The following is a 26,477-nucleotide window of genomic DNA, read 5'->3' as shown; positions in this document are numbered from 1 at the left end:
GGACATGGACCGGGACGCTCCTAGCTTGCGCCGGGCTCAGCCGAGCAGGCGCCAGTCTTCCAAGCCCTGGTAGAGCGGGACGCTCTGGGCCAGTTCGGTCACCCGGCCGCGCAGCGTCTCGACATCGGAGCCACCCGCCAGCGCGGTCGCGATGATGTCGGCGACCTCGGTGAACTCGGTGTCACCGAAACCACGGGTAGCCAGCGCCGCGGTACCGATCCGCAGGCCCGAGGTCACCATCGGCGGACGCGGATCGAACGGCACCGCGTTCCGGTTCACCGTGATCCCGACCTCGTGCAACAGATCTTCGCCCTGCTGACCATCGAGCTGGGAATTACGCAGGTCCACCAGCACCAGGTGCACATCGGTGCCGCCGGTGAGCACGGTGATGCCCTTGTCCTTCACATCGGCGCCGGCCAGGCGCTCGGCCAGGATCTTGGCTCCCGACAGCGTGCGCTGCTGCCGATCGGCGAACTCCGCACCCGCGGCGATCTTGAACGCCACGGCCTTGGCGGCGATCGCGTGCATCAGCGGGCCACCCTGCTGACCCGGGAACACCGCGCTGTTGAGCTTCTTCGCGAACTCCTGCTTGGCCAGGATCAGGCCGGAGCGCGGGCCACCCAGCGTCTTGTGCACGGTGGAGGAGACCACGTCGGCGTAGGGCACCGGCGACGGGTGCAGACCCGCGGCCACCAGACCGGCGAAGTGCGCCATATCGACCCACAGGTAGGCGCCGACCTCGTCGGCGATCTCCCGGAACGCCGCGAAGTCCTGATGCCGGGGATAGGCCGACCAGCCGGCCACGATCACCTTCGGGCGCGAGGCGCGCGCGATCTTGCGCACCTCTTCCATGTCGACGCGGTGATCTTCTTTGCTCACACCGTAGGAGTGGACTTCGTAGAGCTTGCCGGAGAAGTTCAGGCGCATGCCGTGGGTCAGGTGACCACCGTGCGCGAGATCCAGGCCGAGCAGGCGCTCGCCCGGGCTCATCAGCGCCATCAGTACCGCAGCGTTGGCCTGGGCGCCCGAATGCGGCTGGACATTGGCGAATTCGGCGCCGAACAGTTCCTTGGCGCGGTCACGGGCGAGGGTCTCCACGACGTCGACGTGCTCGCAGCCGCCGTAGTAGCGGCGGCCGGGGTAGCCCTCGGCGTACTTGTTGGTGAGCACGCTGCCCTGCGCTTGCAGCACCGCGCGCGGCACGAAGTTCTCCGAGGCGATCATCTCGAGGGTGTCGCGTTCGCGAGCGAGCTCCCCGGCCATCGCGGCGGCGAGCTCGGGATCGAGTTCACCGAGAGACTGAGTATTGACAGAGGGGGTCGTCTGCGTCACGCCGCCGAGTGTATTTGCCGGGCCCGCGGCGGCCGGAACGGGGTTCTGTTGCATAGCAACCTCCAAAGGTTGCCCTGCACCCAGGCGCGCGGTGCGGGCGGTGAGGCTTCCCGGTGGTTATTTCCACCTCGAATGCGCCAGTCGCGGTCCGCTCAGCCTATCCGGCGCGCAGCAGCGGGCCGAGGGTGGCCTCGAGGTCGTCGAGCGGGCGCACCGATTTCGTGGCCCGGGCCTGGACGATGGCACCCTCCAGCGCGCTGACCATCAGACTCGCCAGTGCGCGGGCCCGTTCGGCGGGCACGCCCGCGTCGCCGAGGGCGCCCGCCAGCCGGACGTTCCACTCGTCGAAGACCGCACCCGCCGCGGCCTGCACCCCCGGTTCGGCCTCGGCGAGCGCCGCGCCGACCACCGGGCAGCCCGTGGCGTAGTCGCTGGTCCGCAGGGCCTTCTTCCACCAGCCGACAAGCGCGGCCAGCCACTGGTCGGGCGGGCCGGTGGCGGTCACCCGGTCGAAGACGGCGGACATGCGCGCACCCGCGACCTTTGTCGCCTCCGTCACCAATTCGGCCTTGCCCGCGGGGAAGTGCTGATACAGCGAATTACGGGAGGCGTTGCTGCGTTCGAGCAGCGTGGCCAGCCCGGCGCCGGGCACGCCCTGCTCGCGCACCAGCGCGATGGTGCTCTCGATCAACCGGGTCCGCGGGCCCTCGGTCATGGCGTCTCCCTTGCCTTCATGAACCGATCGGTCCATACTCCCAATCATGCCATGTGGACCGATCGGTTCACAGAGAGGACGGAACCCTATGACCACCGCAGAGATCGACTACTCGAAGCTGTCCGGCCTGGAATTGCTGCGCACCGCCATGACCGCCGAGAATCGCCCGCGCTTCATCGGCGACCTGCTCGGCATGCAGGTCGAGGAGCTCGAGCACGGTCGCGTGGTCTTCGCCGTGGAAACCCGCCAGGACTTCGCCAACCCGCTGGGCAGCACGCACGGCGGCATCTGCGCCACGCTGCTGGACTCGGTGATGGGCTGCGCCGTGCACACCACCCTGGACGCCGGAGTCGGTTACACCACCCTGGAATTGAAGGTGAACTACATCCGCGCGGTCCCCGTCGACGGCCGCCGCCTCACCGCCACCGGCACCACCATCCACGTCGGGCGCACCACCGCCACCGCCGAGGGCCGCGTCGTCGACGAGCAGGGCCGCCTGGTCGCGCACGCCACCACGACCTGCGTCATCTTCCGCTGACCCGGCGCCGCCTCACATGCGGCGGATCGCGCCGGGCGTCAGCGGCTCGTCCAGCAGCCGGCGGAACCGGTCGGCGCGCTCACCGGCGTCGGGGGCCTGATCCAGCCAGCCGCCGAGGAGTTTGTAGCCCTCGACGTAGGTGCTGATGTAGGCGCGCCACAGCGGCGAGGACAGGAAGCGCAGCGACTGCCGGGCCCGGTCCGGGGTCGCCAGGGTCCACTGCTGCAAGAATTCCGCGACCTCGGTTTCGTCGCGATGCCGGTCGTGCAGCAGCAGCGCCGCGTCCTGGCGCACGCTCAACAGCTTGGCCGACGCGGTGGACAGGCGTTCGGCGCGGTCCCCGTCGAAGCGCAGGCCCAGATCGGCGTAGATCTCCTGCGCCCACTTACCCCAGCCGGGTCCGACGATCGAGCGCAGCGCCAGGTCGGCCAGGCCCTCGGCCATCAGGCACTGCGGGGTGTTCACCAGGAACAGCGTCTGCTCGGCCTGGCCCGCCGCCACCAGCCCGGCCTCCTTGCGGCAGTGCTCGGTGTGATGGCCCGGGTAGGACTCGTGCGCGATCAGGCTCGGCAGATGCGCCATGTGCTGTTTGAGATCGGAGTTGATCGCTACCCGGGAGTGGTAATTGCCGAGGTAGTAATTGAATCCGGACCACGGCTTGTCGCCGACCACCTCGTAGGTGACGTGCTCGTGGTCGGGTAGCGGGTAGCGCTCGCGGACCAGTTCGCGCAGCGCGGAGGAGAAGGCCTCGACACAGACCTGCAACCGCTCGGGCGGGATCTCGTCGGCCCGGCGGTGCGCGGCGACCCGTTCGGCCAGCGGCCCGTCGCCGGGCAGGACCTCGTCCATCTGCCGGTGCGCGTCGCGGTAATCCTCGGTGTCGCCGGGGGCGATGTCGACGTCGAAGTAGTCGCGCACCTCGTCGACGAAACCGATGTCGTCGCCCGCGAACTTGCGGCCGGAGGTCTCCAGCGCGCGCAGGTGCACGTCCAGGAATTCGGTGCGCTCGGCCGCCAGACCGGCGTCCGGCAGGTCGGCCCGCAGCGCCGCCGCGCGCCGCGCAAGGTCGCGCGGTTCCGGCGCGGGGGCGTTCTGCACCTCGCGGCGCAACTGCGGGTCACCGGTGTAGGCGTCGACGAAGCCTTCCTCGAGCCGGTCGAAGGCCAGGCCGAGCCGCAAATATTCGGTCACAACGGGATGCGCGTCCATGCCCGTCAACCCTAGTGGCTGACAGCCGGGGCCACCTGCGGTTACTAGTGAGTAGCGGTACCCCCCGTTTCACACACTTCTGCGGCAGAGGACAATTCGTCCATGCGGCGACAGCTACACCGGAACCCACAGAGTTGTCCCGGCACCAAGGGGATGACAGCCAGCGCGGCCGGCGGGGCGGGTTAATAGAGTGGCGAAGATGAGCGAGCCGAGTCCCTACGTGGAGTTCGATCGAAAGCAGTGGCGAACACTGCGCAAATCGACTCCGCTGGTACTCACCGAGGAAGAACTGATCGGCCTGCGTGGCCTGGGCGAACAGATCGATCTCGAGGAGGTCGCGGAGGTCTACCTGCCGCTCGCTCGCCTCATCCACCTGCAGGTGGCCGCGCGGCAGCGGCTGTTCGCGGCGACCGCCACCTTCCTCGGGGAGAAGCACCCCGATCAGCAGGTGCCGTTCGTGATCGGTGTCGCCGGCAGTGTCGCGGTCGGTAAATCCACCACCGCGCGTGTGCTGCAGGCGCTGCTGGCCCGCTGGGAGCATCATCCCCGCGTCGACTTGGTCACCACCGACGGATTCCTCTACCCCACCGAGGAATTGACCCGTCGCGGCATCATGCACCGCAAGGGTTTCCCGGAGAGCTACGACCGCCGCAAACTGCTGCGCTTCGTCACCGAGGTGAAGTCGGGTGCGGCCGAGGTCTGCGCGCCGATGTACTCACACATCTCCTACAACATCGTGCCGGGCAAGTTCCACTGTGTGCACCAGCCCGACATCCTCATCGTCGAGGGCTTGAACGTCCTGCAGACGGGTCCGCGCCTGATGGTGTCGGACCTGTTCGATTTCTCCATCTATGTCGATGCCCGCATCGAGGACATCGAGAACTGGTACATCCAGCGGTTCCTCGCCCTGCGCGAAACCGGCTTCGCCGATCCCCGGGCGCACTTCCACCACTACGCGAACTTCACCGACGATCAGGCGACCGCGGCGGCGAAGGAGATCTGGAACTCCACCAACCGCCCCAATTTGGTGGAGAACATTCTGCCGACCCGGCCGCGCGCCACCCTGGTGCTGCGCAAGGACGCCGATCACACGATCAACCGGATCCGCCTGCGCAAGCTCTGAGCAACGCAAAAAGCCCCGCACCCGAGGGTGCGGAGCTCTTTATACGCCGAAATCAGATGGCGCGAACGTCCTGGGCCTGCGGCCCCTTCTGTCCCTGGCCGACCTCGAACTCCACGCGCTGTCCTTCTTCAAGGGACTTGAATCCCGAGCCGGAAACCGCCGAGTAATGAACGAAGACGTCAGGACCGCCACCGTCTTGAGCGATGAAGCCGAAGCCCTTTTCGCTGTTGAACCACTTCACACTGCCTTGAGCCATTTTGGTATTCATTCTTTTCTGTAGATGAGCCGAACAGATCACTTTGATCAGCCCGTGCTCACTTACCCACCTTGTCACGGATTCGCCGGGAAAGCGAACACTGTGAGCCAGCCCTCCTTCGCGTGTCGCGGCCGGCTGAGGGGGTAAGGAGCATACCGACCCGTACCGATGCGCCGCTAGAGCTTCCAGGCGGCGTCCAGGCGGGCCGCCACATCGATGTCGCGGGCGGCGGCGATGTGGGGCTTGCGGATCTCCTTGGCGATGTACTTGGCGACGAAGCGGCGGATCTCGTGGTCGACGCTGGCGAAGACCCGGAGTAGCTGGGCCCGAATGGTTTCGGCTTCGACGTTGATGCGGACGTCGGCGGGACGGGGCTCGGCGATGTCGATGATGATGCGCAGCGGATCGGCGGTGCGGGCGGTGAGATGCAGGTGCAGCGTGCCCGCCACGTCGAAGGTGTGGCGGTCGAGGGTGAGGTCGATGACCATGTCCAGCGACAGCGGAATGACGAGTTCGAAGGTGATGAGCTCTTCGAGGTAGCGGGTGAGACGGGGCTCACCCAGCCGGACGTTGGCGGTGACCTTCGCCAGCCGGGCGGGACCGACGCCGATCGGTCCGAAATCGATGGCGGCGCCGGTCAATTGGCTGAAAGCGGCCAGGATGCGCTGCTCGGAGACCGCGTACTCCAGGAACCGGCGGCCGAAGTCCTCGTAGCTGATGTACGGCGCCGACTCGTCCATGAATCGGAAGTTACGCGAAATCGGACCGAACGACCCGGGAAACCCGAAACTCGGGGTACCGGCTAAACCCCGAAGCGGCGGTGCCGGGCCGCGTAATCGCGCAGCGCGCGCAGGAAGTCGACCCGGCGGAACTCCGGCCAGTAGGCCTCGGTGAACCAGATCTCGGAGTACGCGCTCTGCCAGAGCAAGAAGCCGGACAGGCGTTGCTCACCGGAGGTGCGGATAACCAGATCCGGATCCGGCTGACCCGAGGTGTAGAGATGCTGGCCGATGGCGTTCACGGTGATCGACTGGACCAGGTCCTCGCCGTGCTCCCCCGCCGTGATCTCCTGGCGCACGAGTTTGCGCACGGCGTCGGCGATCTCCTGCCGGCCGCCGTAGCCCACCGCCACATTGACGTGCACGCCCTCGCGTCCGTCGGTGCGTTCGGCGGCGGTGCGCAGGCGCTTGGCGATCAGCTCCGGGAACCCGTCGAGCGTGCCGACGATCCGCACGCTCCAATCCTGTTCCGGCGCCGAGAGTTCCTCGACGACATCGGTGATCACCTCGAACAGCGTCTCCAGTTCCTCTGGATCACGCTGCAGGTTCTCGGTGGAGAGGAGATAGACGGTGACCATCTCGATGCCGACCTCGGCGCACCAGCCGACCAGCTCGGCGATCTTGAGCGCGCCGACCCGGTGACCGTGACTGACGTCGGTGAAGCCGTTCTCGCGGGCCCATCGCCGATTACCGTCGCACATGACGGCGACGTGTCTGGGATGTTGTTTGCCGGCCAGCTGCTTGGACAGCCGCGCCTCGTAGATGCGGTAGGGCAGGCCACGCACCCGACTGGGAAACTCCACGGCGTCCAACCCTACGCCTCACCGGCCCGATGCCGGCAACGACGGCGTGCACTGGCATCAGCACCGAACCTACGGTACCGTAGGTTACTCACCGGTCAACTAGGAGAATGCTCGTGTCCGAAGCAGGGAACGCCACCGAGCTCGCCCAGTCCGGCGAATCTCCGGTGGACGCGCTGGTCAAACCGCGCATGCGAGGCTGGATCCACACCTGGGCCGTCGGCATCGCCGCGGTCGCGTGCACCGTGCTGGTCGCCAAGGCCGCGACCGTTTCGGCGACCGCGGGCTGGTCGACTCTGGTCTACGGGCTCACCGTCTGCCTGCTGTTCGGCGTCAGCGCCGTCTACCACCGGGTGACCTGGCCGACCGTGCGCAAGCGCATCCAGATGAAGCGCGCCGACCACTCGATGATCTTCCTGTTCATCGCGGGCAGCTACACGCCGTTCGCGCTGCTCGGCCTGCCCGGCCGCACCGGCAAGATCCTGCTCGCGGTGGTGTGGGCGGGCGCGCTGGCCGGTGTCGCGCTGAAACTGCTCTGGCCCACCGCACCCCGCTGGGTCGGCGTCCCGCTATACCTGCTGCTCGGCTGGGCCATCGTGCCGGTCGCCGGTCAGCTGCACACCGAGATCGGCATCGCGCCGCTGATCCTGCTGCTCATCGGCGGCCTCATCTACAGCGCCGGCGCCATCCTCTACGCCACCAAGTGGCCGAATCCGTGGCCGACCGTGTTCGGGCATCACGAGTTCTTCCACGCCGCAACGGTGCTGGCGGCGCTGACCCACTACATCGCGATCTGGATGGTCGTTCTGCGCTGAAAACTCGGTGTCCGCACACCCGCCACCTGCTCCGCGCAATAAAGTCGGCAGCGAAACTCCGACGACCGGACGGCACTGACGATGGCAGAGCAAGGCGTGGACACCGCCGAGGGTGATCGCGATGATGCCGTGCACCTGGCGCCCCCCATGAATCGCGTGCGGCGGGTGATCGCAAGGCTGATCCTGTGGGCGCTGCGGGCCCGCTGGGGCCTGGCCGCCGTGGTGATCACCGCCAATCTCAGCGGCCTCGCCGTCATCATCACCGAACTCTGGCTGAGCAACTTCTTCGACAAACTCGGCGAGGACTGGCTGCACACGCTGGGCCTGGTCGCGATCTACCCGACCTTCGGATTCCTGGCCGGCATCGCGCTGGCCATCCGGGACCGCACCGTCTACTTCGGCTGGTTCGACCAGGCACGCCGGCCCACCCCGGAGGAGGCCCGGCGGCTGTTGAAGCTGCCGCTGGCCATCACGCTGCGGGCGCTGGCCATCTGGATCCCGGGCGTGATCGTGGCGGCCGTGGTGTTCACCCACGTCACCCCGCACGACGATCGCGGCATCACCGCGGCGCTGTTCACCATCGGCGCGCTGGAATCCGCGGGCATCACCTTCATCATCGTGGACCGGCTGATCCGGCCCACCATCCCGATGCTCACCCGGGTACTCGGCGCGACCATGCACTGGAGTTCGTCGGTGCTGGCGCGGGTGGTGCTCAGCTGGACGGTGGCGGGTGCGCTGCCGTTGATGATGCTCATCGTGGTGCTCGCCGACCCCGCGTCCTCGGCCCACGACCGGATCCGCACCGCGATCTACCTGTCCGCGGTCGGGCTCGCGATCGGCGCGCTGGCGACCGCGTTGCTGGCCCTCGCGGTCGCCTCCCCGATCCGCATGCTGCGCCAGGCGCTGGACCGGATCACCCAGGGCGAGCTGAACATCCGGGTGCCGGTCGGCAGCACCAGCGAGATCGGCCGGCTCGAGCACTCGGTCAACGAGCTGGCCGCGAACCTGCGGGAACGGCAGCGGATGCGGGAGCTGTTCGGGCGGCACGTGGGCACCGAGGTGGCCGAACGGGCGCTGGCCGAGCAGACCGTGCACCTCAAGGGCGATGTGCGGGAGGTGTCGGCGCTGTTCGTCGACGTGACGGGTTCGGTCGAGTTGTCCATCGGACTGTCCCCACACGATTTCGTCGCCAAACTCAATCGCCTGCTCGCCATCGTCGTCTCGGCGACGGAGGAGAACAACGGCCTGGTCAACAAGTTCGAGGGGGACGCGGCGCTGTGCATCTTCGGCGCCCCGATCACGCTGGGCGACAACGCGACTCCCGCGTTGCGCGCGGCCCGCCGGATCCGCGACGAGGTGCTCGCCAGCGGCGAACTCGATATCGGGATCGGCGTCGCGCGCGGCCAGGTCTTCGCCGGCGACGTCGGCTCCGACACCCGCCTCGAGTACACCGTGATCGGCGACGCGGTCAACGAGGCCGCCCGGCTCACCACCGAGGCCAAGGAGGTCCCGCGCCGAATCCTGGTGAGCAGCGCGGTGATCGAGGCCGCCGCCGCCCACGAGCAAGCCAAATGGTCCCTCTACCAGCGCATCCAGCTCCGCGGCCGTCCCGAACCCACCTCCTGCTGGAGCGATGTCGACTACTCGGCCAGCATCATCGAGGACGAAAGCGTCCCCGCCACCCCGCAGGGTCACGCCGACCCCGGTATCGAGCGTGGGGCCGTCACCGAGATTCGGACGCTCGTCACCGAAACCGATTCGCGGGCGGGGGAAGGCTGACGGATTACGGGCGTCGCAGAGACTCCAGGAGGTCGGCCGACGTCGTGACCGGGAGGTCGCAGACCGAACCCCGGCAGACATAGGCGGCAGGCTTCCCGCTGACCGATGGACGGTCTGCGAGCAGCGGGACCGAATCGGGTGTGGCGGCGATGATCACCGTTCCGCCGGGTGCCTCGCGGTGAGCCGTCTCGAGCAATTCCCTTGTCGCGTCGGCGTTATCGGCCGGCACTGCGATGGCGACCTGGAGTGGGCCGCGCAGTGCCGCTTCGGCGACGGTGAGCCATTGGCCCGCCGAGCGTGGGGCGCGGGCCAGGACGACAGCGGCACGGTCGAGGGCTTGGTCGGCCAGTTCCCGGTAGCGCACGGCCTTGTCCGGGGCGCTGAGCGCCGCGGCGGTGAGCAGAGCCTCCGCCAGCGACGAGGCGCCCGCGGGGGTCGCACCGTCGACCGGGTCGCGCGGGCGGGTGACGAGCACCTCGGCGTCATCGGCGGTATCGAACCAGCTGCCCGGGATTTCTGGATCCACGAAGTGCTGAATCACCTTGTCCAGCAATGCTTGCGCCTGGTCCAGCCATTCCAGTTCGCCGGTGGCCTGATGCAGCGCGAGCAGGCCGGTGACCAGCCAGGCGTAGTCCTCGAGCACCCCGGGTGAGGCACCCACGACCCCGCCGAGCGAGGCCCGGCGCACTCGGCCGTCGACGACGTGCTCGGCCAGCAGGAAACGTGCACACTTGGCGGCTGCCTCGATCCAATCCGCCTGCTGGAGAATTGAACCCGCTTCCGCGAGAGCGGTGATCGCCATGCCGTTCCAGGCGGTGACCACCTTGTCGTCACGGGCCGGCTGGGGGCGACGGTCGCGGGCGCGCACCAGGGTGGCGCGGACACGATCGAAACGCTCCTGGTCATCGGGGTCGGTGTACCGGGTGAGCACCGAGGCACCCTCCTCGAAGTTTCCTGCGGTGGTCACCCCGAAAAGCTCTGCGGCCCAGGCGCCGTCGATCGGACCGAGCTCCCCCACCAGCTCCGCCGGTGTCCACACATAGGTAGCGCCCTCGACCCCGGGACCGCCGGGTTCGAGATGGGTATCGGCATCCAGCGCGGAAGCGAACCCACCCTGCTCGGTACCGAGATCATCGACCAGGAACTGCACGATCTCCCGGGTGATCCGCTCCGCCAACGAGTTCGGCGCCGCCGAGCGCCGGGCGAGATGCGCGTACCCGCGCAGCAACTGCGCGTTGTCGTACAGCATCTTCTCGAAATGCGGCACCACCCAGGCGGTGTCGACGGAATACCGTGCGAACCCGCCCCGCAACTGGTCGTAGATCCCGCCCCGCGCCATCGCGTCCGCGGCCCGCGTCACGACATCCCACACCTCCGGGTCCCCGGTGCGCTCCCAGCTCCGCACCAACCCGACCAGCAGCGCCGACGGCGGAAACTTCGGCGCCCCACCGAAACCCCCGTGCTCGCGATCCTCATCGCGCAGCACCGCCGCCACCGCGTGATCCAGCAGTTCGGCGTTCAACGCCAGATCGGCGTCCGGCAACCCCGCTGCCTGCGCCCGCAGCGCCTCGGCCACCTGCCCCGAAGCCTTGTGCACCTCATCCCGCCGATTCCGCCAGGTATCGGTGACCGCCTCCAGCAACTGCGTGAACGACGGCATCCCACCCCGCGCCACCTTCGGGTAATAGGTCCCGCAATAGAACGGCTCCCCCGCCGGCGTGAGGAAGCACGTCATCGGCCACCCACCCTGCCCCGTCATCGCCACGGTGGCATTCATATACACCGCATCCAGATCGGGCCGCTCCTCCCGATCCACCTTGATGCACACATAGTTCTCGTTCATCACCGCGGCCGTAGCCACATCCTCGAACGACTCGTGCGCCATCACATGACACCAATGGCAACTCGCGTACCCGATCGACAGCAGAATCGGCACATCCCGCTCCACCGCCTCCGCCAGCGCCGCAGCATCCCACTCCCGCCAGTGCACGGGGTTCTCGGCATGCTGACGCAGGTAGGGCGATGTCGCGCTGGCCAATCGGTTCATATCCCCAGCCTTGCACACCCGGCCGGCCGCTCAATCCTCGTAGTGTGAGCCGACCTGCACCACAACGATTTCGGTATCGGTGACCAGATAAACCAATCGATGCTCTTGGCTGATACGGCGCGACCAGTGTCCGGCCAGCTGGTGTTTCAGCGGCTCGGGTTTGCCGATGCCGGTGAACGGGTCCTGCATCGCCGCGTCGATCATCTTGTTCGCGCCTTTGAGCACATCCCGGTTGGTGGTGAGCCAGCCTTTATAGGACTTCCAGCCTTGCGCGGTGAAGGTGAGTTTGCGGTCCGCCATCAGTCGGCGTCCGGGTCTATCAACTCGTGGGCTTCGGTTCGTCCGGAGCGGGCGTCATCGGCGGATTGGAGCAAGGTGACGCCGCCATGCGTGCGCAGCACATAGAGCGTCTCCATCAACGAATTCCAGTCGCTCTCCGCTACCAAGACCGCGTTCTCACCGGTCTTGGACACGACCGTCACGGTGTCATGGTCATCGTTGACCTGCTGCACCAGGCCGAAAAGGTTCTGGCGCACGGTCGATATAGGTAGGGCTTTGGCCATGACTACATCCTATCAAGTTGTACAAGTTATTGTACGACAATACCATCGTCCAGATGTAGTTGCTTAGTACAAGTAAATGACTTATAGTTGCATAAGGCAACGACAATCTTGTGCTTGGAGTGACCATGGCAGTGTCCGCCGATACCGCTGAAGGCCTGGTCCGGGAGCTTTACCTGGTCGGGCGGGCGATGCGCCTCGCGCTTCTTCATCCGGAGGAGGGCGAGCTGCTTCCGGGCGGCGTCGCGGTGCTCGGGCTGCTCGAGGCCAAGGGCCCGAACCGGCAAGGGGATCTGGCCGCGCAGCTGTGTATCAGCCCTTCGGTGCTGAGCAGGCAGGTCGCGGAGTTGGTCGGATCCGGGTATATCAGCCGGCACGCCGACCCGAACGATGGCCGCGCCAACGTCATCCAGGTCACCGAAGCAGGTCGTGACCTGCTGCACCGCGTTCGACTGTCCCGGGCACAGGAGTTGCAAGCCGTCCTCACCGACTGGAGCGAGGACGAAGCCGAGCAGGCGCGCGCGGCTGTTCAGAAACTCAAGAACGCACTGACCACACACGTGCACCACACCGGAGCGAGCCACCGGCCCGTTCCGGGAGAGAGTCAGGAAGTGAATGTCTAGTTCAGTCAAGGCGGTGACCCCGCGCGATCCGTACGCCATGTCGCACCGCGAAGTTCTAGAAGCAATGACCGGCTTGCTGGCCGCGCTGTTCACAGCTTTGCTCAGCACCACGATCGTGGCGACCGCGCTGCCGACCATCATCGGCGACCTCGAGGGTTCGCAGACCGCGTACGCCTGGGTCATCACGACGGCGCTGCTGGCCAATGCCGCGTCCACCCCGATCTGGGGCAAGTTCGCGGATCTGTTCAATAAGAAACTGCTGGTCCAGACGGCGATCATCATCTTCGTCGTCGGCTCGGTCATCGCCGGATTCGCACACAATGTGCCGGTACTGCTGGTCGCGCGCGCCATTCAGGGCGTCGGCATGGGCGGGCTGACCGCACTCACCGTCGCCATCATCGGTTCCATCGTCGCCCCGCGGGAACGCGGCCGGTACTCCGGATACATGGGCGCGGTCATGGCCGTCTCGATGTCGGGCGGGCCGATCCTCGGCGGCGTCATCGTCGACAGCCCGCTGGGCTGGCGCTGGACCTTCTTCGTCTGCGTGCCGCTCGCCGTGATCGCGCTTTTCCTGTTGCAGCGCACGTTGCGGTTGCCCACCGAAGCCAAGCAGGGCGTCTCGATCGACTGGCTCGGCGCCACGCTGCTGACCGGCGGTGTCTCCGTCCTGCTCATCTGGGTGTCCTTCGCGGGCAAGGCCGGCTACTACGACTGGTTCTCCCGGGAGTCGGCGCTCTACGTCGGCGCGGGCGTGCTGCTGCTGCTCGCGACGCTGTGGGTCGAATCCCGCGCCAAGTCGCCGATCATCCCGCTGCGGATCGTCACCGAGCGCACCACCGGGCTGGCGATCATCGCCTCGATCGCGGTCGGCGTCGGCATGTTCGGCGCGACCACCTTCCTGGGCCAGTACTTTCAGACCGCGCGCGGCTACTCCCCCACTACCGCGGGCATTTTGACCATCCCGATGGTGGCGGGCATGCTCATCGGCTCGGTCGGTTCCGGACAGTTGATCACCCGCTTCGGTAAGTGGAAGGGCTTCGTCGTCACCGGCGGCGCGCTGTTGGTGGTCGGTTTCGGACTGCTCTCGACCATCGACCACGCGACCAATCTGTGGCTGGTCGGGCTGTTCATCACCATCGTCGGCCTCGGCGTCGGCCTGATGATGCAGAACCTGGTGCTGGCCGTGCAGAACACCGTCAGCGTGCACAACATCGGCTCGGCTTCGAGCAGTGTCGCGTTCTTCCGCACCTTCGGCGGCGCGATCGGAGTCTCGGTGCTCGGTTCGGTCCTGGCCACCCGGGTCAGCGACCTGTCCACCGCGGGCTTCGCCAAGGTGGGCGCGCACCCGAGTGCCTCGGGCGGCAGCAATCTGAATATCACTGCCCTGCCCGAACCCATCGCCACCATTATTCGCGCTGCCTACGGCGACGCGACCGGCCGGATCTTCCTGATCGCCGCGGGCGCCGCAGTCGTGGCACTCCTGGCGACCACCCTGCTGCCGAACCGTCCGCTCCGGCGCACGATCGACATCGATCCCGCGCTCGACCCGATGGTCGCGACCGAGCCGGGCACGGCGGAGCAGCCCGTCGCGGCGGGTCAACCGGCCCGCTGAGGGCTACCGCTGGAGCGCGTGGCTGATCGCGGCCAGGTCGGCACTACTGTGCCCCTGGTCGCGGTGCCGTCGGCTGGATTGCTCATCGCAGGTCCAGACGCCGTCGGCGTCGACCGACCAGGGCTCGTCGCCGCAGAACTCCCGATCGGTGAGCAGAGCTGCCGCCTGGCGAGCCGGGTCGGTCGCGCCGACGGCGCGCAGCGCCTCGGCCAGCACATCGGTCGCTTCCGGCAGCGGTAGTTCCGCGTCGCCGAGGATCGGGAGCAGGGTCAGCAATCGAGCCGCGGCGTGCTGGATCCCGCCGGCACCGGACGGCGTTGCCGCTGCGGCGAGTTCGGCCCAGCGGATGCCCGCGTAGGAGCCGTACATGTCGGTTGTGCTGAGCGCCAACAGGTCCGGTGCGTCGGTGAGCCGCAGGAGATAGCTGGTTTCGTATTCGTAGTCGCCCGGTGTCAGCTCGTAGTTCTCGTACACGATGAACATCTCGTGCCCGCCCGCGAGCGGTATCGGCAGCACCGGCCAGCGCGCGGCATCGGTCAGGCGATCCCGCATCCGCAGGAACTCCTCGTCGGGTACCCCGAAGTACCGATGGGCGTCGTTCACCGTGCCGCACAGGTGATAGGACCAGAACGCCGGATGCGCGGTCAGCTCGGTCGCGTCGTACAACTCCGCTCGCCCGTCGCCGTCCATGACATATCCAGGGATCTCCACGCGTCCATCATCGCGGAGCGACCTCGTTGTGTGCCAAGGGCTTCGGGCACTGGGTTCAGAGTTTGCGGCCCACCGCGCAGTAGCAGGAGACCTTGGCGTCGTAGGACGCCGGCACCTCGGCGATCTCCGCGCGCCGCCACCGGTGCGGCGGCACGACACCCGGCTCGACCAGATCGAGTCCGGCGAACCAGCCGGTGACCTCGTCCCGGCCGCGGGCCTGCGCCGGCAGCTTGCGGACGCGGTAGATCTCCTGGGCGGCGTTCACCTGCTCGGGGGCGAAATCGGCGGTGATGGTGCAGATCGCGAGGTAGGAGCCGGGCGCGAGGGCCTCGACGAAGGTCGCCATGACGTCGTCGACGCTGTGGTCGATGTAATGCAGCAGCGCCATCATGCTCAGGGCGATCGGCTGGGACAGATCCAGCGTTCGATTCCGTTGCACGGCTTGCAGAATGGCGCTCGGCTCGGTGACATCGCCCTGGAGGTAGGCGATGGCCCCCTGCTCGTTCCCCGTCATCAGGGCGCGGGCATGGGTCAGGACCAGCGGATCGTTGTCGACGTAGACGACCTTCGCCGCCGGGGCGACCTGCTGTGCGATCTGATGCAGGTTGGGCTCGGTGGGAATCCCGGTGCCGATATCGAGGAACTGCCGGATGCCGGATTCGGCCAGGAACTGGATGCTGCGGTGCATGAAACGGCGGTTGACCCGGGCCGCCGTCCGGATGTGCGGCCACGCCTCCAGGATCTCCGCCGCGGCCAGCCGGTCTACCTCGTAGTTGTCCTTACCGCCGAGGTAGTAGTCATAGATGCGCGAGGGATGTGGCTGACTCAGCTGAGCATCGCTATACATCTCGTTACCGCCGCACTCGGTGACCTCGAACCTTCGGGTTCACGCTAGTCCGTCCGGCCCTGCGGCTGCCAGTTTTCAGCGCAGCCCGGCGAAGAGGTCGGTTTCCCGATCGGGCGCGCTCGCGACCCGATTCTGTTGCCGGACAAAGAATTCGGTGCCGAGGATGAGATCTTGGACCGGCTCGTCCAGGCCGAGGAAGAAGGCGCCGTCGCTCTGGCTGCCGTGCGCCTCGAGGGCTTTCACCTTGCGCCGGGTGTAGGCGGCGACGTCGACCACCGTGGTGATCTCGGCCATCGGGGTGCCGAAGTCCTCGGGCAGTTCGAAGTCATCGACGCCGTTGGCCTTGGCGGTGGCGGCCATTTCCTGGGCGGCTTCGCGCGGCACGACCGCGTAGTACAGCTTGGCGGGAATGCCGGTGGACTCGGTGGCCGCGACCGCGATGCGGTGTGCCTGAATGTGATCCGGATGGCCGTAGCCGCCGTTCGCGTCGTAGGTGACGATCACCTGCGGGCGGTACTTCTCGATCAGGGTGGCGAGTTTCCCGGCGGCGTCCGCGACCGGCGCGTTGGTGAAGGCCTGGGGATCGGCGTTGGCGTCCCAGCCGTCCATCCCGGAGTCCTGGTAACCCAGCAGTTCGAGGTGTTCGATCTCGAGCAGTGCGGCCGAGGCCCGCAGCTCACCGAGTCGATGCTCGGCCACCGCGGCCGGATCATGGCCTGGCGCACCGGGTTTCACGCCCTCGGGTCCGTCGCCCTGCTCCCCGTTGGTGCAGGTCACCAGGACGGTGCGGATGCCCTCTTCGGCGTAGCGCGCGAACACGCCGCCGGTATTGAGCACCTCGTCGTCCGGATGGGCGTGGACAGCCATGATCGTCAGTCGTTCCGACATATCACTGGGCAACACCGGAATGATCGTCCGCATTCCCGGCGACGACCGGCCACAGCGCGAGAACGATCACGAGCCCGAAGGCCAGCAGGGCCGTGCCGGTCCGCAGTCCGTGAAAGATGTCCCAACGGGTGAGGATCGCGGCGTAGTCCGCGGGCGGGCCCGCGCTGACCCAGCGGTTGATCTGGTGATTGATCGGCACGTTGCCCAGCCGCGTGATCGCGAAAGAGCCCACGACCAGCGCGGTAGCCGCGCCGGCCAGCCGCCGGGTGCGCCCGGTGGTCAGCAGGGCCAGGCCGAGGCAGCTCACGGCCGCGGCCGCCATGGTGAGGTGCATGCTGATGCTGTTGGCCTTCATGAGTTCGGTGTGGAACTCCAGCCGCATCTGCAGCGGGACCCGATGGAAGGTCGGCGCGAGATTGGCCGCGCCGTAGCCGAAGGCCCCGGCGAGCAGGCCGGTGGTCAGTAGCGCGGTGGCGTGCGTGAGTCGGGTGCGCATGAATCTCCTGAGCGATGCCGTAGAATTCTTACAACGCTGTAAAGGTTATGGCCCATCGTTAACTTTGACAAGGGTGTAAGAATTGTCCGCTGCACAGGAACCCCGCCGCCGCGCCGACGCCGAGCGCAGCCGGGCGGCCATCCTCGACGCCGCCGGTCGCCTCCTGGCCGAGGGCGTCGACACGGGCGGGCTCGCGGCTGTCGCGGAAGCGGCGGGGGTGACGCGGCAAACCGTCTACGCCCACTTCTCCAGTCGCGAGGCGCTTTTCGAGGCCGTGGCGGAGCGCATCAAGACCGATACGGTGGCCGCGCTCGACGCCGCCGACCTCGATGCCGGGCCCGCGACGGACGCGCTGCGCCGCATCCTCGACTTGAGCTGGCGGGCAGTCGATTTACGCCAAGTGAAGCAGCGCGTGAGCGCCGAATCTCCTCGTGGCCAGGAACTTCCAGCCCCTGTCTACGAGCGCCTGTTGCGCCTGCTCGAACGCGGACAGCGCACCGGCGAATTCGACAGCGCCACAACGGTGCAGTGGCTCGCGGCGACCGTCATCGCAATCACCCGCGCTGCCCGCGCCGAAGTCGAGGCCGGCCGCATGACCCGGGCACAAGCCGAGAAGTCGTTGCACGACAGCGCTCTTCGGCTCGTCGGACCGACCGCCTGAACGGCCTGCGGCCCCCGGCCGAGCCGGGGGCCGCAGGCGCGGTCAGACGTGCACCGATGCGCGCCCTTGCTCCTCCTCGTGCACCTCCTGCTTCGGAATCAGCGCGGTAGCGATCAGTCCGAGCAGGACGAATCCGGCCGCGAGGTAGCCGCCCAGGGTGACGCCGTCGGTCATCGCGGCCCGGCCGACCGCGGCGACCTCCCGCGTTTCCGGCTGTGCGGCAAAGCCTTCGATCGCGGCGCCCGCGCTGCCGGTGACGGCGTCCGCGTACTGCTGCGCCTGCGCCGGCGGGGTGCCCGCCGCGGCCAGATCGTCGTCGATCTGCGAGCTCAGCGTGGTGAAGAAGACCGTGGTCAGGATCGCGATCCCCAACGCCGACCCGAGCTGGCGGAAGGCGCTCTGGATACCGGAGGCCTGGCCGTTGTCCTGCTCCGGGATGTCGGCCAGCACCACATTGGTCACCTGCGCCGTGGCGAAGCCGACACCGACGCCGTACACGCACAGGATCAGCGAGATCGCCCACCAGGAACTGTCGGTGGCGGCGAAGAAGCCGAGCGCCGCCAGGCCGGCGACCTCGAGCGCGAGCCCCAGCCGGACCATGTTCAACGGTGACGCCTTGCCCGCCAAGCCGAAGCTCGCGCCGCTGGCGATGAAGCTGCCGATGGCGATCGGCACCAGCGCCAGACCCGACTGCAACGCGCTGTAGCCCAGGGTGAACTGCAACCACAGCGGCAGCACGGCGACGATGCCGAACTCGCCGAGCCCGATGATCAGGGTGGCGATATTGCCGTTGCGGAACGACGGCAGCGCGAACAGGCCCAGATCCAGCAGCGCCTTGTCGGCATTGCCGCCACGGCGCAGCAGAATCTGCCGCGCGAGGAATCCGCCGAGGGCGAGCACGCTCAGCACGAGAGCGACCAGGACCGGCGAAGGCCCACTGTCCCAGGTGAATCCGCCGAGGCTCATCGCGTGGGTCGTGCTGATCCAGCCGTAGGTGCGGCCCTCGACCAGGCCGAAGGCCAGCAGGCCGAGGCCGAGTACCGACAGGATCGAACCCAGGACGTCCAGGCGTCCGGGCACGCGGGGTGAGCGTTCGATGCACAGCAGCACGCCGACCACGATCAGCACCGCCAGTGGCACGTTGATGCCGAACGCCCAGCGCCACGAGACATGCTCGGCCAGCCAACCGCCCAGCAGCGGGCCGAGCGCGGCGGCCGCGCCGATCGTGGAGCCCCACACCGCGAACGCCTGACCGCGCGCCTTGCCGGTGAAGGTGGCGTTGAGCAGGGCCAGCGAGGTCGGCAGGATCATCGCCGCGCCCGCGCCCTGCAGGAAGCGCGCGATGATCAGCAGGCCGCCGCCGGGCGCGAGCCCGGCCAGGATGCTGGTCGCGCCGAACACGACGACACCGGCGACGAACACGCGCCGGGCGCCGATGATGTCGGCGATGCGCCCGACCACCAGCAGCAGCGCCGCGAAAACGATCGCGTAGGACTCCTGAATCCATTGCGCCTCGGTCGAATCCGTCTTCAAGCCTTCGATGATCGACGGGATGATCACGTTCACGATCGTGGTGTCGACCACGATCAGGGCGACGCCGAGGGCGATCGCAATCAAGCCGAGCCACCGCAGAAGGGGTGTTTTCGTCTCATCCATCAGCAACTCCTTCCATGGTAGAATAATTCCACGGTAAAAGTACTTTGGATGGCCGTAAGTTGTCAATCGGTGTCGCCGGGTAGCGCTCGGCGCGGAAGGGTGAGGTGGCGAGGATGGACGACCCGGTTTCTCCGGAGCAGCAGGAGCAGGTGACCGAACGCCTGCGCGCTTACGGCGCGACCTTCCGGGAGTTCAGCCGGCGTTTCGCCGCGTGGCTCGGCCTGCACTCCACCGACGCCGAGGCGCTCATCGAAATCCTGGCCGCCGAAGAACATGGCGCGACCCTGTCCCCCGCCCGCCTCAGCGAACGGATCGGGCTCTCACAGCCCGCGACCACCGCCCTGCTGAACCGGCTCGAACAGGCCGGCCACGTCATGCGCACCCGCGAGCACAGCGACCGGCGCGTCGTCACCCTGCGCAGCAGCCCCGAGGTCCACACCCTCGCCGACGAATTCTTCGGCCCGCTCGGCGAACAGGTCGGCGCCGTCATGGCCCGCTACTCCAGCACCCAGCTCCAGCAGTTCGACACCTTCCTCACCGACCTGCTGTCCGCGATGCACACCCAGCTCGACCAACCCCTCGACCCACCCCCGCGAGCCAAGTCCTGACTTGTCACTCGAAACCAATCGGCGTGCGGTCTGGACGCCACCTGCACCGCGACGTCGCGGCGTTCACCGGCCTTACTCCGTCGGCGGTGGTGCGTGAACCGTTCCTCGCGGTCGACGACCTCGCTTGGGGCTGGCCCGGGCCGCGCGACACCCACCGCGGGCGGTAGCCCGGCAGGGCGATGTCACACAGATGTCTCGGCGTTCCGCGCGTCCGTTTACCTGATGGTGGCCAGTTGACGGCATGATGCGGGGAGGCAGGCGAGAGTTCTTGTGACAAGCGCATGGAAACCACTGCTGATCACCAAGCGACAGCAGGGATGTGCGGTGCCCGTAGTAGCAGAATTGGCGCAGGTCATGCCCGCGCCGGCGACGACGCGTGGCAGTGAGTACGCGGTACTGTCCCGGCGGGTGCGCGCGGCGCGGCTGCTGGACCGGCAGTCGCGGTACTACGGCGTGAAGACCGCGGTGACCGCGGGCGTGTTCGTCGCGGGGTGGACGGCCCTGGTGCTGCTGGGTGACTCGTGGTGGCAGCTGGCCGTGGCGGTGGTGCTGGCGGCGGTCTTCGCCCAGTTCGCCTTCCTCGGCCACGATGCCGGGCACCGGCAGATCTTCCGCAGCCGCCGCGCCAACTATGTGTACGGCCTGCTGGCCGGCAATCTCGCGACCGGGTTGAGCATCGGCTGGTGGACCAGCAACCACAACCGGCACCACGCCCACCCCAATACCGAGGGCGCGGATCCCGACGTCTCCGGGATTCTGGCGCATTCGGGCGGCCGCGCGGCCGCCGGTACCGGGCTGCGGCGCTTCATCTTTCGCTACCAGGCCTGGTTGTTCTTCCCGCTGCTGTTACTCGAGGCCGGGAGCCTGCACTACGCGAGCGTCCGGGCGGTCGTGAGCTGGCCGCTGCGGCACCGGGTCTGGGAGGGCGCGCTGCTGGCCGCGCACGCCGCCGGGTACCTCGCCGTGGTGTTCCTGGTGCTGCCGCCGGGCAAGGCGCTGCTCTTCATCGCGGTGCAGCAGGGCCTGTTCGGGTTCTACATGGGCTGCACCTTCGCGCCCAATCACAAAGGCATGGAAGTTCTTTCGGCCGACGACGCCACCGATTTCCTGCGGCGGCAGGTGCTGACCTCGCGCAATGTCCGCGGCAGCTGGTTGACCGATACCGTCTTCGGCGGCCTGAACTACCAGATCGAACATCACCTCTTCCCGTCCATGCCGCGCCCGAATCTGCGGCGCGCCAAGCCGATGGTCGAGGAGTTCTGCGCGGAGATCGGCGTGCCCTATCGCGAGACCGGACTGCTGGATTCCTACGCCGAAGCGCTCGGCCATCTCAACGCCGTCGGCCGGCACGCCCAGCATCCCGCACCCTGAATTGCCCTGCGGCGTCGTGGCATTGCCGATAGGCTCACCGCGATGCCGACCTGAGGGAGGGCGGGGTACTGGACGCGCTGTGGACCTATATCGCTGACCACCGCCAGCAGTTGATGACGGATTCCTATCTGCACGTCTCGGCGGTGGTGCAGTCGGTGCTGATCGCCGCGGTCGTGTCGATCGCGATCGGCGCGCTGGTCTACCGCAGCCCGGCCGGTTCGGCGGCCGCCACGGCCGCCGCCAGCATCATCCTGACCATTCCGTCCTTCGCCCTGCTAGGCATCCTGATTCCCGTTCTCGGGCTCGGTGTTCCGCCCACCATCACCGCGCTGGTGCTCTACGCGCTGCTGCCGATTCTGCGCAACACGATCGTGGGTCTGTCCTCGGTCGATCCCGCCGTCACCGACGCCGCCCGCGGTGTCGGCATGAACCGGCTGCGGGTGCTCACGGTGATCGAACTGCCGCTGGCCTGGCCGGCCATTCTGGCCGGGATGCGGATCAGCACGCAGCTGATCATGGGCATTCTGGCCATCGCCGCCTACGCCAAGGGGCCCGGGCTGGGCAACCTCATCTTCTCCGGGCTGTCGCGGCTCGGCACGCCGACCGCGGTGCCGCAGGCACTGACCGGCACGGTGCTGATCGTCCTGCTGGCGCTGCTGCTCGACGCCCTGCTCGTCCTGGCCGGACGACTGACCACCCCCGGGGGTATCCGTGAGTGAAACCGTCGAACCGGACGTGTCCGGGGTCGAGATCGTGCTCGACGCGGTCACCAAACGCTATTCCGGGCAATCGGATCCGGCGGTCGAGAACGTGTCGATGACCATCCCGGCCGGGGAGACCGTGGTGCTCGTCGGGCCCTCGGGCTGCGGCAAGACGACGACCATGCGGATGATCAACCGGCTGATCGAGCCCAGTTCGGGCACGATCACGATCGGCGGGCGGGACGCCGCGGCGGTGAATCCGGACGAGTTGCGGCGCGGGATCGGCTACTCCATCCAGCAGGCCGGGCTGTTCCCGCACCTCACGGTCGCGAAGAACGTCGCCACCGTGCCGGGCCTGATCGGCTGGGACCGCAAGCGGATCGGCGATCGCGTGGACGAGATGCTGGATCTGGTCGGGCTGGATCCGGGCACCTTCCGGGATCGCTATCCCCGCCAGCTCTCCGGTGGCCAGCAGCAGCGGGTCGGTGTCGCGCGGGCGCTCGCGGCCGATCCGCCGGTGCTGCTGATGGACGAGCCGTTCGGCGCGGTCGATCCGATCACCCGCGGGCTGCTGCAGGACGAATTGCTGCGGCTGCAAGCCGAATTGCGCAAGACGATCGTCTTCGTGACCCACGATTTCAACGAGGCGGTGAAGCTCGGCGATCGGATCGCGGTGCTGGGTAACCAGTCTCGCATACTGCAGTACGACACCCCGGCCGCGATCCTGGCCGAACCCGCCGACGAAACGGTCGCGGGCTTCGTCGGCGCCGACGCCGCGCTCAAGCAGCTCACGCTCACCCGGGTCGAGGACGTCGAGCTCGACGCCTGCCCCACCGCCCTGGCCACCGATTCGGTCGCGTCGCTGCGCACCAAGATCACCGAGGACGGCAAGGACTTCGGTCTCGTCCTCGATGAACACCAGCGCCCACTGCGCTGGGTCACCCTCCCCCGGCTGGAGCAGGCGACGTCCCTGCACGAGGTGGGAACAGCGGTGGGCGAGGGTGTTTCGCTGCGATCCACCCTGCAGGAAGCGCTGGAGGCCCTGCTCGCCGACAGCACCGCGAACGCCGTGGTCACCGGGCGGCGCGGGGTGTACGCGGGGCTGATCACCATCGACACGCTGGTCTCGCACCTGTCGGCCCTGCGCACCACGCACTCCGGAACCGGCTCGCCGTGACCGCGCAGACCGAACGCCGCGCCGAACGCATCCGGCTCTTCGCCCAGCCGGTGCTCGCCGTGCTGCTCAGCGCGGGCGTGCTGGTCTGGGCGTTCGCCCGAGATCTCACCGCCACCCAGCAGGCCAGTCTCAGCGCGCGCATCATCGCCACCGTCACCTGGGAGCATCTGCTCATCACCGCGACCGTGGTCGCCATCGTCATCGTGCTCGCGGTCCCGCTCGGCACCGCGCTCACCCGGCCCCGATTCCGGCGCCTGGCACCGCTTTTCGTCGGCGTCGCCAATATCGGCGCGGCCGCGCCGGCCATCGGCCTGATCGTGCTGTTCTACCTGGTCACCCGCACCACCGGCTTCTGGATCGGCGTAGCGCCGATCGTGCTGCTGGCGCTGCTGCCGGTGCTGCGCAACACCATCCTCGGCTATCAGCAGGTGGACCCCATGCTCATCGACGCCGGTCGCGGGCAGGGCATGTCGGCCGCGACGGTGTTGCGCCGCATCGAATTCCCGCTCGCCGTGCCCTACATCCTGGCGGGCCTGCGCACCTCCCTGGTGCTGGCGGTCGGCAGCGCGACGCTGTCGTTCCTGGTGAGCGCGGGCGGGCTGGGCATCCTCATCGATACCGGCTACAAGCTGCGCGACAACGTCACGCTCTGGGTCGGCGCGCTCTTGGCAGTCGCGCTGGCGCTGCTCATCGACTGGGTGGGCGCGCTGGCCGAACGGTATCTCGGACCCAAGGGGCTGCGATGAAGGCCCGGATCCGGCGTGGCTGTGCGGCATTCGCGATGACGCTCACCGTGGCGCTCGTCGCCTCCTGCGGGCTGGAAGCGGGACGCTCGGTGCCGCTGGAGGTCGATCCCGGCAGCATCCAGCCGATACCCGAACTCCAGGGTGTGCGAATCACCGTGGGCTCCAAGGATTTCACCGAACAGGAGATCCTCGGCCTGATCATCGCTTTCGCGCTCGACGCGGCGGGGGCCGAGGTGCGGGATCTCACCGATATCGTCGGCTCCAACAGTCTGCGCGACGCGCAGGTCCGGGGACAGGTCGATATCGCCTACGACTACACCGGCACCGGCTGGATCAACTACCTGGGCAACGAGGCGCCCGTCCCGGGCTCGCAGCCCCAGTTCGAGGCCGTCCGCGACGCCGACCGCGCCGCGCACGGAATGCTCTGGGCCGCGATGGCACCGGTCAACAACACCTACGCCATCGCGACCAGCGCCCGCACCGCCGAAGAGACCGGGGTGCGGACGCTGTCCCAATACGCGAAGCTGGCCAACACCGACCCGGCCGCCGCGGCCACCTGTGTCGGCACCGAATTCAGCGTGCGCCAAGACGGCTTCCCCGGCGTGATCCGCAAATACGGCATCGACGCCGCGAAGGTGCAGAAGCAGGTGGTCGACGACGCCATCGTCTACCAGTCCACCGCCGATGCCCGCCAATGCCGCTTCGGCTCCGTCGCCGCCACCGACGGCCGCATCCCCGCGCTCGATCTCCGCCTGCTCGAGGACGACCTCGGATTCTTCCCGCAGTACAACATCGCCCTCGTCATGCGCGCGGACTTCGCCGAGGCGCACCCCCGGGTGCTCGACGTGCTCACGCCGATCTCTCAGCTGCTCACCAACGAGTCGGTCACCGAGCTCAACCGCAAGGTCGATGTCGAGGGCCGCGAACCCGCCGACGTGGCCCGGGACTGGCTGGCGGCCGCGGGCTTCATCACCATCCCCTGACCCGGAAACGCGCTGCCACCTGCGCAATCAGCGCGAAAGCCCTTGTCCGCGAGCACAACCCGTTACGCGTGTGAAATCAAGCCGATTCTAACCCTGGGTAACCGGCGCGCAGTCCCGTAGATCTATAAAGCGGATCCGAAATCCGGACAAGTGACGCTGACAATGCTTTGCCGACGCCAGAAATGTTCAGAGGTGGCCGGCCGCATTGCGGCGCACATCTGTGGGGCGTAGGGGAAGTGACTTGGCTGTGCGGCAACAGACCGGCGGGACGACGACTCGAACGGCACCGAACCGGAGGATTGTCGCAATCGCTTGCGGGGCAGTCATTGTCGCGCAGATGGCGACCACCATCTACCTGCCGAGTATGCCGGCGCTCGGCGCCGATATCGGTGCCAGCGACAGCACCTTGCAGCTCTCGGTGGCCATCTTCGTGGTGTTCGCGGCGCTGCCGGTGGTGGCCTGGGGACGGGCCGCCGAACGATTCGGCCGGGTGCCCGCGTTCGCCGCGGCGGGGCTCTGCTTCATCCTGGCCAGCGCGGGCTTGGCGCTGATCCAGAACGCGCCGGAATTGCTGACGCTGCGGGTGATTCAGGCGATCGGCGCGGGCGGCATCGCGGTGGTCGGGCGGGTGATGGTCAAGGACCTGTTCACCGGCGCCGAACTCGCGCGCCAGCTCGCGCTGCTGTCGATGGCCTTCGTCGTCGCGCTCGGCGGCGGCCAGGTGATCGGCGGCATCGTCACCTCCACTCTCGGCTGGCGGTACGGGTTCGCCGTACTGGCCGTCCTGGCGATCGTGCCCGTCGTGCTCGCGCTGCGCATCTCGCTGCCGCGGCCGGACGCACCCGCCCCGAGCCGTGGCTCGGCGCGCAGGCTACTCAGCGATCGGGCCTTTCTGGCCCCCGCCGTCGCGGGCGGCATCGGCTTCGCGGTCATCGTGATGATCCAGCAGCGCTCGGCGTTCATCTTCGCCGACGGATTCGCGCTGCCGCCCTGGGTTTTCGGGCTCTTCGGCGTGCTGTACGGCGCGGCCTACCTGGCCGGGGCGACCTACGTCCGGCGGCGGGTGAGCGAGCTGGGCGCGCGCGTCATGATGCGGCAGGGCGCCTGGATCATGCTGGCCGGCTGCCTGCTCATCACGGTGGTCTGGGTGGGCGACCTGCACAGGGCGATCGCCCTGCCGATCTTCCTCGCCGGCTACGTCACCACCACCTTCGGTCAGGCCACCCTCTTCCCCAACAGCGCCGCGAACGCCGTCAGCCACCTGGTCGCCGGCGGCGCGATCGCGGTCTCGTGGTGCGCGCTGATCCAGCAGGGTCTGGCGGGCCTCGCGTCGCTGGCCGGCCCCTCGCTCACCGGGCTGCTCGCCTGGTCCCTAGCCATCTCTCTGCTCGCCGCCGTGAACGTATCGGTCGTCACGGTGCTCTCGCCGACGAAGGGTTAACCG

Annotated in this window: 29 protein-coding genes; 15 read left to right on the top strand and 14 right to left on the bottom strand. The window is 68.0% G+C overall.

Going from position 1 to position 26,477, the window contains the following annotated elements; translation table 11 throughout:
• Window positions 1-36: 36 nt before the first annotated feature.
• Both glyA and AB0H76_RS00950 read right to left on the bottom strand, forming a co-directional pair.
• On the bottom strand, window positions 37-1,332 hold the full coding sequence (gene glyA, locus AB0H76_RS00955) for a serine hydroxymethyltransferase (RefSeq protein ID WP_357315514.1): 1,296 nt from the start codon (window positions 1,330-1,332) through the stop codon (window positions 37-39).
• A 157-nt stretch (window positions 1,333-1,489) separates the two neighbouring features.
• A complete protein-coding gene (locus AB0H76_RS00950) occupies window positions 1,490-2,047 on the bottom strand; it encodes a TetR/AcrR family transcriptional regulator (RefSeq protein WP_357315511.1) in 558 nt (185 codons plus the stop codon).
• Window positions 2,048-2,135: 88 nt separating this feature from the next.
• On the opposite strand from AB0H76_RS00950, the gene AB0H76_RS00945 reads away from it, so the two are divergent.
• Complete coding sequence (locus AB0H76_RS00945) at window positions 2,136-2,585, top strand: PaaI family thioesterase (RefSeq protein WP_357315508.1); 450 nt, start codon at window positions 2,136-2,138, stop codon at window positions 2,583-2,585.
• A gap of 12 nt (window positions 2,586-2,597) precedes the next feature.
• Here the strand turns inward: AB0H76_RS00945 and AB0H76_RS00940 are convergent, their stop codons facing one another.
• Window positions 2,598-3,794: a DUF885 domain-containing protein gene (locus tag AB0H76_RS00940; RefSeq protein ID WP_357315505.1), complete on the bottom strand. Its 1,197-nt coding sequence runs from the start codon at window positions 3,792-3,794 to the stop codon at window positions 2,598-2,600.
• Window positions 3,795-3,984: 190 nt separating this feature from the next.
• Between AB0H76_RS00940 and coaA the strand changes: the two genes are divergently transcribed.
• Window positions 3,985-4,917, top strand: coding sequence for a type I pantothenate kinase (gene coaA, locus AB0H76_RS00935; RefSeq protein WP_357315503.1), 933 nt, complete (start codon window positions 3,985-3,987; stop codon window positions 4,915-4,917).
• 52 nt (window positions 4,918-4,969) lie between these two features.
• Here coaA and AB0H76_RS00930 read toward each other — a convergent pair whose 3' ends face one another.
• From AB0H76_RS00930 to AB0H76_RS00920, 3 genes are all read right to left on the bottom strand, one after another.
• A complete protein-coding gene (locus tag AB0H76_RS00930) occupies window positions 4,970-5,173 on the bottom strand; it encodes a cold-shock protein (protein WP_067523410.1) in 204 nt (67 codons plus the stop codon).
• Between the two features lie 176 nt (window positions 5,174-5,349).
• Window positions 5,350-5,913, bottom strand: a complete 564-nt coding sequence (locus AB0H76_RS00925) for a hypothetical protein (protein ID WP_357315500.1) — start codon at window positions 5,911-5,913, stop codon at window positions 5,350-5,352.
• Between the two features lie 62 nt (window positions 5,914-5,975).
• On the bottom strand, window positions 5,976-6,764 hold the full coding sequence (locus AB0H76_RS00920; RefSeq protein WP_357315497.1) for an isoprenyl transferase: 789 nt from the start codon (window positions 6,762-6,764) through the stop codon (window positions 5,976-5,978).
• A 179-nt stretch (window positions 6,765-6,943) separates the two neighbouring features.
• Between AB0H76_RS00920 and AB0H76_RS00915 the strand changes: the two genes are divergently transcribed.
• Complete coding sequence (locus AB0H76_RS00915) at window positions 6,944-7,567, top strand: hemolysin III family protein (RefSeq protein WP_357320263.1); 624 nt, start codon at window positions 6,944-6,946, stop codon at window positions 7,565-7,567.
• Between the two features lie 81 nt (window positions 7,568-7,648).
• On the top strand, window positions 7,649-9,346 hold the full coding sequence (locus AB0H76_RS00910) for an adenylate/guanylate cyclase domain-containing protein (protein ID WP_357315494.1): 1,698 nt from the start codon (window positions 7,649-7,651) through the stop codon (window positions 9,344-9,346).
• Between the two features lie 4 nt (window positions 9,347-9,350).
• Here the strand turns inward: AB0H76_RS00910 and AB0H76_RS00905 are convergent, their stop codons facing one another.
• The 3 genes from AB0H76_RS00905 to AB0H76_RS00895 are packed head-to-tail and all read right to left on the bottom strand — an operon-like array spanning window position 9,351 to window position 11,956.
• Window positions 9,351-11,393 (bottom strand): thioredoxin domain-containing protein, encoded by a 2,043-nt coding sequence (locus tag AB0H76_RS00905; RefSeq protein ID WP_357315491.1) that lies wholly within the window; start codon window positions 11,391-11,393, stop codon window positions 9,351-9,353.
• A 30-nt stretch (window positions 11,394-11,423) separates the two neighbouring features.
• Window positions 11,424-11,693, bottom strand: coding sequence for a Txe/YoeB family addiction module toxin (locus tag AB0H76_RS00900; protein ID WP_357315489.1), 270 nt, complete (start codon window positions 11,691-11,693; stop codon window positions 11,424-11,426).
• A complete protein-coding gene (locus AB0H76_RS00895; RefSeq protein WP_357315487.1) occupies window positions 11,693-11,956 on the bottom strand; it encodes a type II toxin-antitoxin system Phd/YefM family antitoxin in 264 nt (87 codons plus the stop codon). Before AB0H76_RS00895 ends, AB0H76_RS00900 begins: the two co-directional genes overlap by 1 nt.
• Before the next feature lie 125 nt (window positions 11,957-12,081).
• Here AB0H76_RS00895 and AB0H76_RS00890 point away from each other — a divergent pair, with 125 nt between their 5' ends.
• Both AB0H76_RS00890 and AB0H76_RS00885 read left to right on the top strand, forming a co-directional pair.
• Window positions 12,082-12,576 (top strand): MarR family winged helix-turn-helix transcriptional regulator, encoded by a 495-nt coding sequence (locus tag AB0H76_RS00890; protein WP_357315484.1) that lies wholly within the window; start codon window positions 12,082-12,084, stop codon window positions 12,574-12,576.
• On the top strand, window positions 12,569-14,188 hold the full coding sequence (locus tag AB0H76_RS00885) for an MDR family MFS transporter (RefSeq protein ID WP_357315482.1): 1,620 nt from the start codon (window positions 12,569-12,571) through the stop codon (window positions 14,186-14,188). The genes AB0H76_RS00890 and AB0H76_RS00885 overlap by 8 nt, the downstream gene beginning before the upstream one ends.
• A gap of 3 nt (window positions 14,189-14,191) precedes the next feature.
• Here the strand turns inward: AB0H76_RS00885 and AB0H76_RS00880 are convergent, their stop codons facing one another.
• From AB0H76_RS00880 to AB0H76_RS00865, 4 genes are all read right to left on the bottom strand, one after another.
• On the bottom strand, window positions 14,192-14,899 hold the full coding sequence (locus AB0H76_RS00880; protein WP_357315479.1) for a hypothetical protein: 708 nt from the start codon (window positions 14,897-14,899) through the stop codon (window positions 14,192-14,194).
• Between the two features lie 55 nt (window positions 14,900-14,954).
• On the bottom strand, window positions 14,955-15,746 hold the full coding sequence (locus AB0H76_RS00875) for an SAM-dependent methyltransferase (protein WP_357315477.1): 792 nt from the start codon (window positions 15,744-15,746) through the stop codon (window positions 14,955-14,957).
• Between the two features lie 75 nt (window positions 15,747-15,821).
• Entirely contained in the window at window positions 15,822-16,613 is a 792-nt protein-coding gene (locus AB0H76_RS00870; RefSeq protein WP_357315475.1) for a PIG-L family deacetylase, read from the bottom strand.
• A gap of 22 nt (window positions 16,614-16,635) precedes the next feature.
• Window positions 16,636-17,130 carry a DUF1772 domain-containing protein gene (locus tag AB0H76_RS00865; RefSeq protein WP_357315472.1) on the bottom strand — a complete coding sequence of 165 codons (495 nt, stop codon included), beginning with the start codon at window positions 17,128-17,130 and terminating at the stop codon, window positions 16,636-16,638.
• Between the two features lie 82 nt (window positions 17,131-17,212).
• Here AB0H76_RS00865 and AB0H76_RS00860 point away from each other — a divergent pair, with 82 nt between their 5' ends.
• Complete coding sequence (locus AB0H76_RS00860; protein ID WP_357315470.1) at window positions 17,213-17,791, top strand: helix-turn-helix domain-containing protein; 579 nt, start codon at window positions 17,213-17,215, stop codon at window positions 17,789-17,791.
• A 42-nt stretch (window positions 17,792-17,833) separates the two neighbouring features.
• On the opposite strand, the gene AB0H76_RS00855 is transcribed toward AB0H76_RS00860, so the two are convergent.
• Window positions 17,834-19,447, bottom strand: coding sequence for a DHA2 family efflux MFS transporter permease subunit (locus tag AB0H76_RS00855; RefSeq protein ID WP_357315467.1), 1,614 nt, complete (start codon window positions 19,445-19,447; stop codon window positions 17,834-17,836).
• A 113-nt stretch (window positions 19,448-19,560) separates the two neighbouring features.
• Here AB0H76_RS00855 and AB0H76_RS00850 point away from each other — a divergent pair, with 113 nt between their 5' ends.
• From AB0H76_RS00850 to AB0H76_RS00815, 8 genes are all read left to right on the top strand, one after another.
• Window positions 19,561-20,055 (top strand): MarR family transcriptional regulator, encoded by a 495-nt coding sequence (locus AB0H76_RS00850; RefSeq protein WP_357315463.1) that lies wholly within the window; start codon window positions 19,561-19,563, stop codon window positions 20,053-20,055.
• A 23-nt stretch (window positions 20,056-20,078) separates the two neighbouring features.
• Entirely contained in the window at window positions 20,079-20,222 is a 144-nt protein-coding gene (locus AB0H76_RS00845) for a hypothetical protein (RefSeq protein WP_357315459.1), read from the top strand.
• A gap of 187 nt (window positions 20,223-20,409) precedes the next feature.
• Window positions 20,410-21,426 (top strand): acyl-CoA desaturase, encoded by a 1,017-nt coding sequence (locus AB0H76_RS00840; RefSeq protein WP_357320261.1) that lies wholly within the window; start codon window positions 20,410-20,412, stop codon window positions 21,424-21,426.
• A gap of 68 nt (window positions 21,427-21,494) precedes the next feature.
• Entirely contained in the window at window positions 21,495-22,145 is a 651-nt protein-coding gene (locus AB0H76_RS00835; RefSeq protein ID WP_357320259.1) for an ABC transporter permease, read from the top strand.
• Window positions 22,138-23,304 (top strand): ATP-binding cassette domain-containing protein, encoded by a 1,167-nt coding sequence (locus tag AB0H76_RS00830; RefSeq protein WP_357315457.1) that lies wholly within the window; start codon window positions 22,138-22,140, stop codon window positions 23,302-23,304. The genes AB0H76_RS00835 and AB0H76_RS00830 overlap by 8 nt, the downstream gene beginning before the upstream one ends.
• On the top strand, window positions 23,301-24,050 hold the full coding sequence (locus AB0H76_RS00825) for an ABC transporter permease (protein ID WP_357315454.1): 750 nt from the start codon (window positions 23,301-23,303) through the stop codon (window positions 24,048-24,050). Before AB0H76_RS00830 ends, AB0H76_RS00825 begins: the two co-directional genes overlap by 4 nt.
• A complete protein-coding gene (locus tag AB0H76_RS00820) occupies window positions 24,047-25,033 on the top strand; it encodes a glycine betaine ABC transporter substrate-binding protein (RefSeq protein ID WP_357315451.1) in 987 nt (328 codons plus the stop codon). Before AB0H76_RS00825 ends, AB0H76_RS00820 begins: the two co-directional genes overlap by 4 nt.
• Window positions 25,034-25,280: 247 nt before the next feature.
• Window positions 25,281-26,474, top strand: coding sequence for an MFS transporter (locus AB0H76_RS00815; protein WP_357320258.1), 1,194 nt, complete (start codon window positions 25,281-25,283; stop codon window positions 26,472-26,474).
• Window positions 26,475-26,477 lie beyond the last annotated feature (3 nt).

Source organism: Nocardia sp. NPDC050712 (assembly GCF_040654295.1).
Classification (GTDB): Bacteria; Actinomycetota; Actinomycetes; order Mycobacteriales; family Mycobacteriaceae; genus Nocardia.
The sequence above is the reverse complement of the archived record's forward strand: the minus strand, read 5'-3'. Positions and strand labels throughout refer to the sequence as shown.